Genomic DNA, 13,864 nt, shown 5'->3' with positions numbered 1-13,864 from the left:
TAAATCTCCTAACTACCAGTTGCTAACTCTAGCAACCCAGCAGGTGGAGTAATTTCCAGGCGACGGGCTGGTAAATTGACGACAGGGACAATTTCTCTCACAAAGGGAATTAAGACAGTCTTTTGTTTTTGTTTGCTATCCAGTGATACTGGTAACTTTACTTCTAGTAAATCATTTCCTGCGGCAATCACATCCACCACAGTACCCACCAGTTCCCCGGATGCTTGTAGGAAAACTTCCAAGCCGATTAAATCGATGACATGATATTCATCATCGCCTAATTCGGGGCGATCGCTCACTGGTACAAATAATCGACAGTCGCGTAATTCTTCCGCTTGGTTGCGATTATCCACACCAGCCAATTGAATCACATATAAGTTTTTACCTTCTATGTAACGCCCTGCTAACAATTCAATCGGTTCTGGTTCAGTTTTTCCCGGATACAATAACCAACGTTGTCCAGGTTCTTCAAAGCGTTCAGGAAAGTCAGTATTAGGGTAAACTCTCACCTCACCAGACAAACCCTGTGGTGCTACAATTTTACCTATTTCTATCCAATTATCAAGGTTAGGGACTGGGGACTGGGTTTTTTGAGTTTTTGCCTTCCCCCCTGCTGTCTTTTTCCCCTTACGTTCTTTTAATTCTTCGCTATTCATTGTTTTCTATTGAGCATCGATGCACAGGGTATAAACAAGTCAAAAGTCAAAAGTCAAAAGTCAAAAGTAATGAATTATGGGCAAAAATTATTTAATTTTGAATTTTGAATTTTGAATTTTGAATTGATTTGTTCCCCTACTTCACGCACTGACAACCGCACTTTGATAAACTTGCTCTACAGCTTTAGCTAAAAGCTGCATTCCCAGTTTAATTTCCTCATTACTACCTGTAAGGCTAATGCGTAAACATTGGTGCTTGTGTTGCCATTCTTCTTTCAAACCAGGGAAGAATGTACTACCAGGTACGACAATTACACCGACTTTCTTTAATTCTTGGTAAAATTCCCAATCAGTGATGGGTAGATCCTTTAACCATAACCAAGCGAAGATAGCCCCCTCACCACGATGTAAAAACCAAGGTAAATCTTGGGGCATGGTAGCGTTTAAGGTATCTTCTAAGACAGTAAACTTGTTTTGGTAGAAAGGACGAATCACGGTTTCGGCAATTTGTGCCAAGCTACCGGATTGAATAGCACGAGCTGCGATCGCCTGTCCATAGCGTGAGGGATGAATACATAAATTTGTCTGGAAGCATTCCAAAACTTGTATCCATTTTTCATCCCCAATCGCAATTCCGATCCGTTCCCCTGGTAATCCAGCTTTAGATAAACTCATACAGTGGATGATGTTATTACCAAATACTGGTCGCATTTCTGTAAAGTTTAACGCCGGGAATGGGGGAGCATACGCAGAGTCAATTAACACCGGCACATCATAGGAAGCGGCTAAGGCGGCGATTTTCTGCACCTCATCCTCAGTCATCACATTACCTGTAGGGTTGCAGGGACGGGAGAAGATAATACAGCCTGTGTTCTCACTGACAGATAATTGACTGAAATCGGGGCGATATTTGAATTTATGATTAGATGCGTCAATATCTAAAGTGGGTTTGTAAGCCAGTAAAGCCTCTGGGTACAAGCACACACCACCATAACCAGTGTAGTCAGGGCTGAGGGGTAAAACGATTTGTTTGAGTTCCCCATTGCTAGTGTAGCCACCGAAAGCATTAGCGGCGTAGAAGTAGAGACTTTGACTACCGGGAGTAATTAAAATATTGCGGTCAGTTAAGTTTAACCCGTAACGTTGATTAAAATCTTGAGCGATCGCTTCAATTAACGGCGCGTAACCCTGACTAGAACCATAACGACAAACTACCTCACCATATTCTGAGCTAGCCAACAGTTCTGCGGTGTAATCCCGCCATAACTGTTCAACCTCCGGTAAAATCAAAGGATTACCCGCACTCAGATTAATTAATTCCTGCCCCCCACTGGCTTTTAACGTTTCGATAATATCCTTCATAATCGCTCGTACACCAGTCAGGTTAGACATTTGCGCGCCAATTTTTGTTAGGGCAGGGTTCATAAGCTTTGCAAAAGTAGAGATAAATCAGGGGTTGACAAAAATCTAAATTTATGCGTCAGAGCGATAACATTGTTAAACTCTGTCGCCTGTAACTAATGTACCAATCTCTCAAAAAAATGCAATTTCATTGTTAATTAGGGAACATACCATTAAAAATCTTTGCCACCACCCTACGATATGAATCAAACCATATTAAGTAATGTCAAAAATCTTGAGATTGGCTCGTAAGAAGGGCTAAAGCCCTTACTACAAACGTAGAATTATTTACGCGGACTGACTGACAAGCTAATTTTGAATTTTGAATTTTGAATTTTGAATTTTTTGAGGAGGGCTAACTCGTGGAAGTTAAAGCAGCAGTAGCTTACGGTGCGGGTAAGCCGTTGACTATTGAAACGGTTGAACTAGAGGGGCCAAAAGCTGGAGAAGTTTTAATTGAAATTAAAGCTAGCGGAGTTTGTCACACAGATGCTTACACCCTTTCTGGTGCTGATCCTGAAGGTTTATTTCCCGCCGTTTTAGGACATGAAGGCGCGGGTGTGGTGGTAGAAGTGGGTGCAGGTGTCACTAGCGTCAAGCCAGGAGATCATGTTATACCCCTGTACACGCCAGAATGTCGGCAATGTGCATATTGTTTGAGTTTTAAAACAAATCTTTGCCAAGCTATTCGCGCTACCCAAGGACGTGGTGTTATGCCTGATGGTACTAGCCGTTTTAGTATCGATGGGCAGATGATTCATCATTATATGGGGACATCGACATTTTCTAACTACACCGTCTTACCAGAAATTGCCGTGGCGAAAATTCGCGAAGATGCGCCATTTGATAAAGTTTGTTACATCGGTTGCGGCGTAACCACAGGTATTGGTGCAGTCATCAACACAGCCAAAGTTGAACCCGGCGCAAATGTAGTAGTATTCGGCTTAGGTGGTATTGGCTTAAATGTCATCCAAGGGGCGCGGATGGTAGGGGCTAATATGATTGTGGGGGTAGATATTAACCCCAACAAGCAAGCCTTGGCTGAAAAATTCGGGATGACGCACTTTGTTAACCCCAATGAAGTAGAAGGTGATTTAGTTGCATACTTAGTTGATTTAACTAAAGGTGGTGCTGACTACAGTTTTGAATGTATCGGCAACGTTAAAGTCATGCGTCAAGCTTTAGAATGTTGTCACAAAGGTTGGGGTGTGAGTGTAATTATTGGTGTTGCTGGTGCAGGTGAAGAAATTAGCACCCGTCCCTTTCAACTTGTAACCGGGCGTGTGTGGAAAGGTTCAGCATTTGGTGGCGCAAGAGGGCGGACGGATGTCCCCAAAATTGTCGATTGGTATATGGACGGCAAGATAAACATTGACGATTTAATTACTCATGTCATGCCCATTGAACAGATTAATGATGCTTTTGATTTAATGCACAAAGGCGAATCAATTCGCAGCGTAGTAACATTTTAAACTTTCCCCAAGGTGGGATATTAACCCACCTTAATTATTGTTTGTAGTGAGGACTTTAGTCCTCTATTTTTAATAACACACTATGCTGTGTTTCATAGTGCATTACGCGCTGCTTTAACGCCCCCTAACTTTTACTTTTCCTTTTCCAACTCATCCATAACCCGCTTGATAGCTGGTGTCCATTCTACGTGTTGTTGACCTTTTTTAGAAGCTTCTTCTTTTGTTTTTTCAGCTTCCTGTTTTTCTGCATCACTTAGCCTATCCCAAACTTCTTTAGGTAGATAACGCTGTGTTACTTCACCTTCACGGGCGCGGGTTTCACCTTCTTCAGTTTGCCATTCTTGCTCAGACCATTCTTCTAGAGATTTTGCAGATTCATCTTTTTCAGATTGTTTATAGCCTCCACCCTGCTTTTCATATTCTCGCACTAACATCTGGCTTTTACGTGCCGACCATTGACCAGGTTTACCGCCTTTATCTGATTTTTTAATTTCTTCTTTGATTTCTTCCCGTAATTCAGGCTCAGTATATTTCTCTTCGTAGTTTTTATTAGCCATCTTGACTTTTCCTCTCAATTTTTTGATGTGTAAATATGCTAAAATACTGAAAAGCTTTTACTAAGTTATAAATTTTTATTCAATCTTCCGTCTGTCAATTGGAGTAATTATTTACAGTAGCATCAGATAATATTGCTTGAGAAATTATCAAATTCTGATATTTAAAAATTTACATCGTAACTGTTGCAATCATGAATAATATCCAACTGATTTCAGAATATAAATGCTTTGATGGCAAACTCGGCTTTTACTCTCATGACTCATCAACTTGTCATGGTGTAATGCGTTTTGCTGTTTATCAACCACCGCAAGCTACCCAAAAATCAGTACCAGTTCTGTATTTTCTCTCTGGTTTGACTTGTACTGAAGAAAATTTTATGGTCAAAGCTGGGGCGCAACGTTATGCTGCTGAGTATGGGTTAATGTTAGTTGCACCAGATACTAGCCCCCGGAATACAGGTATTCCCGGCGAGGATGATGACTGGGATTTTGGTACAGGTGCGGGTTTTTATGTTGATGCGACTCAAGCACCTTGGCAGCAGCATTATCAAATGTATAGTTATATTGTGCAAGAATTACCTGCTGTAATTGCGGCAAATTTCCCAGTACAAACTGATAATCAAGGGATTTTTGGTCATTCAATGGGTGGACATGGTGCGTTAGTTTGTGCGCTGCGAAATCCCAATTTATATAAATCAGTTTCAGCTTTTGCACCAATTGTTGCACCTATGCGTTGTGCTTGGGGACAAAAAGCTTTTAGTCGTTATTTGGGTAGTAATCAAGAAAGTTGGCTTGCTTATGATGCTAGTGAATTAGTTCAAAAGTTGGGTTATCACAGTTCAATTTTGATTGATCAAGGTACGGCTGATAAATTTTTAGAAACACAATTGTTAACGGAAGTATTTGAACAGGCTTGTCAAGCTGTTAATCAACCTTTAAATTTACGGTATCAAGTAGGATATGACCACAGTTATTATTTTATTGCCAGTTTGATAGAAGACCATATCCGTCATCATGCGATCGCTTTCGGATTACTGGAAAAATAACACAAGCCTGAAGCCTTGACTACAAACTATGGTAATAGTTAAATGAGGCATCAAATAGGCTGTAAGGAACAGGGCAATTCATGAGTCTGGTTTGGCAAGCTGATTTTTATCGTAGTCCCCAACAAGATGCAACAGGACAGGTATTATGGGAGTTGTTGATTTGTGACGCAAATCGCAGTTTTGAGTATGTCGCTACCTGTCCCCAGTCAGAAGCTAATTCTAGTTGGGTTACTGCTCAAATTCAACAAGCGGCTGGTGAAAACCTACCAGATGTTATCCAGGTGTTTCGTCCTCAATCTTTGAGTTTAATGGAAGTAGCTGGGCGAAATTTAGGTATTACTGTTCAACCTCACCGTCGGACTTCAGCTTTAAAGCAATGGTTACGGGAAAAACAATATCCTTTAGCCATAGATAAACCACCCCCAGCACCATTACCGGACAATTTATGGGGGGAAGAGTGGCGGTTTGCAACTATTGCGGCTGGTGATTTGGTAGATTTATTTAGCGATCGCCCGATTCCCATATTATCTGTACCAGAATCTCTACAACCGATTAATCTGGGGTTAGCCTCAACCGTTGCCGTTCCTGGCGTGGTAATTTATGGAGGTAGGCGATCGCTACGTCTAGCCCAATGGATACAACAAACCCATCCTGTAGCATTAAATTACATAGCTGGTGCGCCGGATGGCTTGATACTAGAAGCAGGTTTAGTAGATAGATGGATTGTTGTTACTTTTGAAAATGCAGAAGTAGCAACTGCGGCGAAAGCTTATGAACAACGTAAACAACAAAGCCGAGGACTACACTTTTTAATCGTACAACCTGACGATTCTGGTATGACTTACAGTGGTGTTTGGTTATTGCAATCTGAAGATTAATTGAGCAATTAACAACAATCAAACACCATAATTTTAAATAGTAAACAATTATTGAGTTTGCTGATTAACCCTAGCTTGCTTCACCATTGCAATCAGAGTATGATGAGCATCTTCGGCATCTACCAAAACATGATCAAAGGGAACACGGACGGGTACAGTTTCCCCATTAACTTGTGCGGTTAACTCCATACCCTGAGCATCAATGGATAGCATTTGTGCTGCTGTCGCCTGAGTGATTTCACCGAAAACCTGTGCATAAAGAAGCACGGCATTGGCATGATCCTCGTTCATGTGGTTACAGATGCGTGTGCTAATTTCAGGAGAAAACTGATCAGACATCGTAGTTTTGGCAGTTCCGCAATCAAATAAATACCTAAATTTTATCAAATTTCTCAAATAGAAACTACAATAAATTTACATTATTCAAGTAGTTTTACATTTATTTGCGGAATTCCGACAGCTTACACTGTAGCAAACGTATTAAGCTATTGATTTCAGCTAAGAGCCGATGAGCGAAAATAGGCAACGTCAAATAGTTATTGGGGATGTGCATGGTTACTACGAAGGATTGATGACTTTGTTAGAAGCGATCGCTCCCGCTTTTGATGATCAAGTTTATTTTTTAGGAGACTTAATTGATCGCGGGCCTCAGAGCTATCATGTGATTGATTTGGTCATACAACATAATTATCAATGTCTCTTGGGCAACCACGAGCAGATGTTATTAAATATTCTCAGTAATGAAAATGTTCCCATGCCATTAGTGCAAGCATGGCTACACAGTGGCGGACAAGCAACAATAGACAGCTACCCAAATCAAACCATTCCCCAAGAACATATAGATTGGTTGGAGACTTTGCCCACCTATATTGATTTAGGAAATGTGTGGTTAACTCATGCTGGTTTAGACCCAAAAATACCGCTAGCCAAACAAACGGCGGAACAATTCTGCTGGATACGTGAACCATTTCACACTATCGAAGAAGCATATTTTCCTGATAAACTGGTGATTATTGGTCATACCATTACCTTTACTTTCCCTGGTGTGAATCCTGGGCAATTAGCACAGGGAAGGGGATGGCTAGATATAGATACTGGTGCATACCATCCTCGTAGCGGCTGGTTGACTGGATTTGATCTTACAAATAACTTAATTTATCAAGCTAACGTTTTTACAAACAGTTTACGTACCCTTTCCTTAGCTGAAGCTGTAGTTGAAGTGCAGCCAGAGCAAATAATTGCTCGCCGCAATAAGCAACGAGCGTGATAGAAAACCTAAAATTCTATAACAATGGTCGGATTTTAGCGCGATAGGCAGCATTATCCAATCCGTCACGGCCATTACTAGGTAGATTATTGATAGCACGTTGCAAGGCATCAATGCGGTCGTTTGTTGCCGGGTGAGTGCTTAAAAATGTGGGGACAGAACCCCTAGTTTTCAATAACTTCTCCATAAATGTCACCATCGCCGAGGGAGCATAACCAGCCCTTGTCAAAGTTCTTAACCCTCTTCTATCAGCATCATATTCATCTTGACGACTGCGGGGACGGTTAAGTGCGAGTTCTACACCAATATTCACGGCTGTATTGCGATCTAAACCTGTGACTGAGGCTACACCACTAGCGAGTGCTTTCTGGCGCATCTGTTTGATTAAATGTTTACCGCTAATATGCCCCCATTCATGAGCAATCACGCTGGCTAGTTCCGCTTCATTTTCTGCGGTTTCTATTAAACCTGTATAAACATAAATGAATCCGCCCAAAGTGGCAAAAGCATTGATCTGATTACCTTGGACTACCTGAAATGTCGCTGGTAGATTGGGGCGATCGCTATTAGCTACAATGCGCCGGCCAATTTCTACCACATAACGATTAATTTCCGCATTATTGTAAAGCTTGATTTCACTAGCTCGCAATTCCTGATTCATTTGCTGGCCAAGTTCCACTTCCTGGCGATCAGATATATTTGATAGTTGGAGTATTTGCGCTCCCCGGAATAATAGCGGCAGTAAATCTATAGCCCGTCCAGGTAAAGGTGTAGTCAAGCACAAACTCACAGCAACTATCACGGAAATTAACGGATAAAACCAACGTCGCCGCCAAATATGGTAGTTTGCCAGCCAGGTTCTTCTGTTAGCCATAATCTAATGAGTGCAGAACAACATCAAAACTACAAGTAATATGACGTATTTATGTTTACTTAGTTGCATTCTGGAATTAAGTATTAAATAGTAGAAATTGAGCAGAGTCTATCCCATTCCGAATATTCCAACTTGTGATAGACTGTCGCATAACTCGGACTGCCAGTTAATTGTAATTTTCATCCTAGGGGAAGAGTTGCTACTTACCTCAGAAAACTTATTGCTAAAATCAATTACTCTGCTTTGATTTGGAAAAATTATTTATGGCTATTTTAGATTCCAAAGGTCGCTTATTCGGCAAAATCAACATCCTTGACTTATTTGCTGGGCTAGTGATTTTGTTAGTTATAGTGGGAATTTTTGTCTTTCCTGGTACTACTGGTTCTGTGGCTCAGGTAGGTACAAAAACAGTTCCTATAGAAGTAGATTTAGTAGTTCGCGGTTTGAATGTGCGCGATACTCAACGGTTATTTGATCAAGGTTTTGAGAAAGGCGGTAAAACTAATGTGATTATCCGTAATCAGCCCTATGGTCAAATTGGCATCAAATCTGTCCAAATTCTACCCAGAATGCTAACAGTAGGCCAACCAGATGGAACTGTCAAAGAGTTACCAGATCCCAGAAGTAATAACTTTAGTACCGATATGCTTTTGACTTTAGAAGGTAAGGCACAAGTAACTGACAATGGCCCAGTTTTAGGTAACAGTAAAGTAAAAATTGGGATGCCTTTTGAGTTGGAAGGTTTCAATTATAACTTCAATGCTTCTGTTATTGATATCAGATTAGACAATAAAAAATAGGGATTGGGGATTGGGGATTGGGCATTAGTCATTAGCTTTTCTCCTCTGCTCCCTCTGCTCTCTCTCCGCTCCCCTGCCCACTGCCGCCTCGGATTAGAATAAAAATACCAGTAATTCGGGTAATTACGCTGAGGAATTTGAAATATGAAGGAAGCAGGGAACGATGGCACCTTACTCAGTCATGAAGCTCCGCCAGTAGTGGAACGCATGGGGCTAAGTTGGCTAGTGGGAGCCGCGATCGCTACGGCTATACTCTGGCAATTCCCAGGAGGAGATTATATTTTATACCCCTTTAGCATCCTAGCAACATGGTTTCACGAAATGGGTCATGGTTTGATGGCTTTATTATTAGGGGGGCAGTTTAAACAACTACAGATTTTTAGCAATGGTTCAGGAGTCGCCACCTACGCCATTCGGTTATCACTAGGCCCGATCGCCCCGGCTTTAGTGGCAGCAGCAGGCCCTATGGGGCCACCAATTGCCGGTGCAATATTGATTTTGGCTTCCCGTAGTTTTAAAACCGCCTCCCTAAGTCTGAAAATTTTGGGGGGTTTTTTATTAGTTTCTACATTAATTTGGGTACGTTCCTGGTTTGGATTAGTGGCAATTCCCCTGTTAGGTTTGATGATTCTAGGTATCGCCCTCAAAGCTTCCCGATGGATACAAGGATTTGCTGTTCAATTTTTAGGCGTGCAAGCTTGTATCAGTACCTACCACCAACTAAATTATTTATTTAGTGCCTCTGCTGGCTCGTTAGGACTTTCTGATACAGCACAGATGCAAAAATATTTGCTGTTACCTTATTGGTTTTGGGGTGGATTAATGGCGATCGCATCCTTGATGATTCTGGTGCAAAGTCTCCGTCTTGCCTATCGTTCAGTATAAGTGTTTAAAAATCTCACAAATTAATTGCTGATTTGTACACAGGAGAGAAACTAGAACCCATTGCATAATTATTGAGAAGGTGGCAACCTCTACCTGAGAGGAACTGTCTGATCTTGAGTTGTGGATGTCATGCCAATTCTGCCAACATCAAGCATTTGAATTGGTATGACAGTCCAGAGCTACAATACTTGTGATCAAATAATCAGCATGAAATTCCAACTGTTATTAGGCTCTTTATTATCCCAGATTAAAATACGTCATTGGTGGTTAGGTATCCTATTGTGGCTAGTTTTAGTTGCTCCTGCTCAAGCTGCTGTAATTTTGCGTGTAGCCATTGAAAGGGGAGTCAATCAAGTCAAAGTTGGCAGTAATACCACCGCAATTGTCAAAGATAGTGGTGGGCGCACTCTGGGCAATTTGCCGGGGATGAGTGCTTTTTATGCCCAAGCTGTTCCAGGCGGTGTGGCTTTAGATAAATGGCAGTCTGGTTTATTTTGGATTGAACCCACAGGAAAAGAAGGATTAGTTTATATTGGCGATCGCTGGTATCGGGGGAGAACTTTGGTTGTCCCCACAGACAAAGGTTTAGATGTGGTTAACTGGGTAGATTTAGAAGAATATCTCTACAGCGTCATTGGTGGCGAAATGAGTTCTAACTGGCCGCAAGAAGCCCTAAAAGCTCAAGCGATCGCCGCCCGTACCTATGCCCTCTACAAGCGTGAACAACAGCGTAAAAACCCAGTTTACGATTTAGGTGACACTCCAGATCGTTGGCAAATTTATAAAGGGGTAAGCAGTGAATCTCCCGCAGTTTACAGCGCAGTTGATGCCACGGCTGGGCAAGTCCTCACCTATAACAATAATCTCATTCTCTCAGTCTTCCACGCTTGTTCAGGAGGACACACCGAAAACGTCGAAGATGTTTGGGGTAATCCTCTGCCTTACCTGCGAGCCGTTCAAGATTACGATCAAAATATTAAAGAATGTTCTTGGGAAAGAAACTTTACCCCTGCGGAAATTAGTGCCAGAATTTCTGGTGTAGGCAATGTTAAAGATGTCATTCCAGAAGCTTTCTCACCTTTCCGCAGCGTCAAAGCTTTAAGAATCGTTGGCGACAAAGGCACAAAAGTCATTAAGGGCGAAGATGTACGTACCGCCCTCAGACTCAGAAGTACCCGTTTTAATGTCATCAGGAGAGAAGATGGTAGTTTTGTACTCCAAGGTTTAGGCTTTGGGCATGGTTTAGGCATGAGCCAATGGGGAGCCTATAATTTAGCTTTACGTGGTGCTAACCACCTGCAAATCTTAGGACATTATTATCGTGGTGTCGCTTTAACGCCAATTAAAGCCAAGTAATTGGGCATGGGGCATGGGGCATTGGGCATCACATTTTGCTCCCCCTACTCCCCCTACTCCCCACTCCCTCGCTCTAATCGCCTTTGCCATTCAGCATCAATCTGTGCTGAACGCTCAACTTCCTGTTCTAGTAAGTCTGTTTCGGTGGAATACACCAAGTCTTCATTACTAATGACTGTTTCTGCTCCAAACTGATGGGCGTAATCAATTTTTTGCTGTAAAGCTGGATTGGGACTTGTTAATAATCTTGCCCTAGACAGGCGATCGCTATTACGAGCAGCAATTTTACTATTGCGCCGTTGAATCCAAAAATAACGCACTAAAGGTATACCTAAAAAACCTATACCATAAGCTAACAGCAACCAATAAATTCCTTGCACAAAACCGACTAACCCACCTAACTCAGCCGCAACTACACCACCTGCTAATAAACTACCAAGTACCAAAGCACCAACCAAATTTGCCACACCTAACCCAGCACTCAGCATAATTTGCCCAGAACTAGCAGCACTGAAACGCCAAGGTAACTCTTCTAAATATACTGGCACTGACTGATGATGTTTGCTGCTGGCTCTTACCTGCAACTCTGGGAAATAATAGACAATTTGTCCTTCAGGACTAACTTTTGGTTGTCCATTAAATCTTAATAGCACAGGCAACATATAATCTTCGTATTCTTGTTGATATGCTGCACCGATGTCATCCAGATAAGGAGAAATTTGTTCAGCTACTACTGCACCCCGATTTGAGCTAATCACTGCGGCGATTTCCTGCCAACGGCGTTCTTCTAAGTGAGCATTAGGATTGCCATCACCAAACAAAAATGAAAATACAGCCTCAAATAAATTCATCTGGCTGTTGTCTTGTCTACCTCGCCGCCGTTGTTGCGGGTAATTTTGATAATTTGGGTTGAAATACCAAAACAAATCGGGAACATAAAAGAAGCCCCAACCAAAACTACTATTACTACTGCGATCGTCATTATCACTACTAGAGTTCATCGCCGTAATAATTACGATGATGGTTATCGTAATCAGAACAATAGAAGCAATTAACAAAATCCCAAAGGAAATGCGAATCAAGTAAAACAGAATTCCCCATATCTTCTGCCACCATTCCTGCAATCGCAACTGTAAATATTTATTACGTAAAACATCTCTAAAATTGCGGGGAAACAGGTAAACCACATCTCCGGATTCCGCTACCTGCAAATGTCCGCCAGCATCAGTAGCTAAAGCCAATAAACCTTGGTTAGCCTCAGCTACATTCAATCCAGCCTGAGTTGCCACATCACCAACAGTGACTCGGTAGCCCAGTTTCTCCACAGCTTGCATGATAATTGGATTGGGAGCCATTGCTTGCCCCTCCTATCGAAATTTATTCGCCTTTCCTTAAGTATAAAGTTTGGTTTTGGGCTAGTTCTAAATCTGATTTGATAAATCATCGCCAAACCCGATATTTTCCGTATTTTTACTACTGTTTCATGCTATAATAGGTTGTTTAAGCTTGCTTAATTAACAAAATTAATGCCTTAAATATGTATGGTTCAGTACACTCTCCCTCAAAGTCCAGACATCATCCTGACTGTTTCTGGTAGAGATTCAGCCAAAGCCCGTGAGAAAGCAATGGATCAGTTGATAGAACTGATGAATGCTGGTAAACTGCCTACAGAATTAGAAGAAGGATTTGGGCCTCAACAATTAATAGAAGTGAAAGAACCCTCATCTGATTCCACCAGTGGTGAGGATAGTGTTACACAAGCTGTGCAAGTTCTCAGCAATCTCGCCACACTAAAATTAAAGGTACAAGAAACACGCGCCGAAGCTTTAGAAATTCGCAAGGCTGTTGATGTTCTATTTTCCGATCAATCAGTCACAGAAGAAGAAATTAACCGCCTCAAAGAAGGTTTTAAAGTTCTCAAAAACTTTGCTCAAGCTAACCTACGTTACCAAGAAGCACGCACTAAAGCCGAACAAGCCCGGCAAATATTAGATCAAGCTTTAAAATCACCTGAAAAGTAGCCTCTAGCTATTGACAGCCATCAGTAAATACAAACATTTAACTGTTGCTTGATTACACGATAAATTAATCAAGCAACAATAATCAAGCAACAAATTTATATTTACCATGAATAAATGACACTCTCAGGCTAAGAGTTAACCGGTGCTATGTTTTAATCAGCAACCCAAAATGGTAATTAACTAATTTTTCGACTGGACAAATACATCAGTAACATTGATAATATAATTAGCTGATTATCTGTTGTTTAAAACTGGGGCGCTAGGATTCGAACCTAGGGATGGCGGGACCAAAACCCGCTGCCTTACCGCTTGGCGACGCCCCAAAGCATCGACATCATTAATATAGCAGATTGTACCTGGGTAGTGTCAAGTAGTTTAAGAGTAAATTTTGGAAATAAATTATTGATTGGCATGTTTGGACTTTAGACTCAAGAAGCGCGATGCCTGTGGTGGGTTGCGTCAACGCGCCCTGGAGTAGCTGGGCAAAAAATGAAATGATGCCTATCATCACAAGCACTCCAGTAACGGCAGATGAAATCAGCACAAGCAACTTTCATCTGCCGTTATGGATGTTTTTGCGCTAGTTAGCTTAAACAAAAAGAAGCCTCTCACTCACTGCGTTCGCGCAGCGTCTCGTAGAGAAGCAGGAGT

Annotated in this window: 14 protein-coding genes and 1 tRNA gene; 8 read left to right on the top strand and 7 right to left on the bottom strand. The window is 41.7% G+C overall.

The window, feature by feature from the left end; translation table 11 throughout:
- Positions 1 to 8 precede the first annotated feature (8 nt).
- Positions 9 to 656, bottom strand: a complete 648-nt coding sequence (gene rimM / locus A3775_RS17715; protein WP_066426073.1) for a ribosome maturation factor RimM — start codon at positions 654 to 656, stop codon at positions 9 to 11.
- Between the two features lie 141 nt (positions 657 to 797).
- Positions 798 to 2,081: a valine--pyruvate transaminase gene (locus tag A3775_RS17710; RefSeq protein WP_066380607.1), complete on the bottom strand. Its 1,284-nt coding sequence runs from the start codon at positions 2,079 to 2,081 to the stop codon at positions 798 to 800.
- A gap of 338 nt (positions 2,082 to 2,419) precedes the next feature.
- Between A3775_RS17710 and A3775_RS17705 the strand changes: the two genes are divergently transcribed.
- Positions 2,420 to 3,529: an S-(hydroxymethyl)glutathione dehydrogenase/class III alcohol dehydrogenase gene (locus A3775_RS17705; RefSeq protein WP_066380608.1), complete on the top strand. Its 1,110-nt coding sequence runs from the start codon at positions 2,420 to 2,422 to the stop codon at positions 3,527 to 3,529.
- 131 nt (positions 3,530 to 3,660) lie between these two features.
- On the opposite strand, the gene A3775_RS17700 is transcribed toward A3775_RS17705, so the two are convergent.
- Positions 3,661 to 4,086, bottom strand: a complete 426-nt coding sequence (locus tag A3775_RS17700; RefSeq protein ID WP_066380609.1) for a hypothetical protein — start codon at positions 4,084 to 4,086, stop codon at positions 3,661 to 3,663.
- Between the two features lie 191 nt (positions 4,087 to 4,277).
- On the opposite strand from A3775_RS17700, the gene fghA reads away from it, so the two are divergent.
- Positions 4,278 to 5,132 carry an S-formylglutathione hydrolase gene (gene fghA, locus A3775_RS17695; RefSeq protein ID WP_066426072.1) on the top strand — a complete coding sequence of 285 codons (855 nt, stop codon included), beginning with the start codon at positions 4,278 to 4,280 and terminating at the stop codon, positions 5,130 to 5,132.
- Positions 5,133 to 5,212: 80 nt separating this feature from the next.
- The gene (locus tag A3775_RS17690; protein ID WP_066426071.1) at positions 5,213 to 6,010 is read left to right on the top strand and encodes a Tab2/Atab2 family RNA-binding protein; all 798 of its coding nucleotides are present in this window, start codon (positions 5,213 to 5,215) and stop codon (positions 6,008 to 6,010) included.
- Between the two features lie 48 nt (positions 6,011 to 6,058).
- On the opposite strand, the gene A3775_RS17685 is transcribed toward A3775_RS17690, so the two are convergent.
- The gene (locus tag A3775_RS17685; protein ID WP_066426069.1) at positions 6,059 to 6,349 is read right to left on the bottom strand and encodes a DUF2470 domain-containing protein; all 291 of its coding nucleotides are present in this window, start codon (positions 6,347 to 6,349) and stop codon (positions 6,059 to 6,061) included.
- A 169-nt stretch (positions 6,350 to 6,518) separates the two neighbouring features.
- Here A3775_RS17685 and A3775_RS17680 point away from each other — a divergent pair, with 169 nt between their 5' ends.
- On the top strand, positions 6,519 to 7,277 hold the full coding sequence (locus A3775_RS17680) for a metallophosphoesterase family protein (RefSeq protein WP_066380617.1): 759 nt from the start codon (positions 6,519 to 6,521) through the stop codon (positions 7,275 to 7,277).
- A 16-nt stretch (positions 7,278 to 7,293) separates the two neighbouring features.
- Here A3775_RS17680 and A3775_RS17675 read toward each other — a convergent pair whose 3' ends face one another.
- Complete coding sequence (locus tag A3775_RS17675) at positions 7,294 to 8,151, bottom strand: M48 family metallopeptidase (RefSeq protein WP_066426067.1); 858 nt, start codon at positions 8,149 to 8,151, stop codon at positions 7,294 to 7,296.
- 263 nt (positions 8,152 to 8,414) lie between these two features.
- On the opposite strand from A3775_RS17675, the gene A3775_RS17670 reads away from it, so the two are divergent.
- The 3 genes from A3775_RS17670 to A3775_RS17660 all read left to right on the top strand — a co-directional run bounded on the left by A3775_RS17670 (position 8,415) and on the right by A3775_RS17660 (position 11,192).
- Complete coding sequence (locus A3775_RS17670) at positions 8,415 to 8,951, top strand: DUF4330 domain-containing protein (protein WP_066380622.1); 537 nt, start codon at positions 8,415 to 8,417, stop codon at positions 8,949 to 8,951.
- Between the two features lie 144 nt (positions 8,952 to 9,095).
- Complete coding sequence (locus A3775_RS17665) at positions 9,096 to 9,836, top strand: M50 family metallopeptidase (protein WP_066380624.1); 741 nt, start codon at positions 9,096 to 9,098, stop codon at positions 9,834 to 9,836.
- Positions 9,837 to 10,043: 207 nt separating this feature from the next.
- Positions 10,044 to 11,192 (top strand): SpoIID/LytB domain-containing protein, encoded by a 1,149-nt coding sequence (locus A3775_RS17660; protein WP_066426064.1) that lies wholly within the window; start codon positions 10,044 to 10,046, stop codon positions 11,190 to 11,192.
- A gap of 53 nt (positions 11,193 to 11,245) precedes the next feature.
- Here the strand turns inward: A3775_RS17660 and A3775_RS17655 are convergent, their stop codons facing one another.
- Entirely contained in the window at positions 11,246 to 12,547 is a 1,302-nt protein-coding gene (locus A3775_RS17655) for a hypothetical protein (RefSeq protein WP_066426063.1), read from the bottom strand.
- Between the two features lie 186 nt (positions 12,548 to 12,733).
- On the opposite strand from A3775_RS17655, the gene A3775_RS17650 reads away from it, so the two are divergent.
- Complete coding sequence (locus tag A3775_RS17650; protein ID WP_066380629.1) at positions 12,734 to 13,213, top strand: hypothetical protein; 480 nt, start codon at positions 12,734 to 12,736, stop codon at positions 13,211 to 13,213.
- Between the two features lie 251 nt (positions 13,214 to 13,464).
- Here A3775_RS17650 and A3775_RS17645 read toward each other — a convergent pair.
- A tRNA-Gln gene (locus tag A3775_RS17645) sits at positions 13,465 to 13,536 on the bottom strand.
- Positions 13,537 to 13,864 lie beyond the last annotated feature (328 nt).

The sequence above is a fragment of the Anabaena sp. 4-3 genome (assembly GCF_001597745.1).
Lineage (GTDB): Bacteria > Cyanobacteriota > Cyanobacteriia > Cyanobacteriales > Nostocaceae > Trichormus.
Note: the sequence above shows the minus strand (reverse complement) of the source record. Positions and strands in the feature narration are given on the sequence as shown.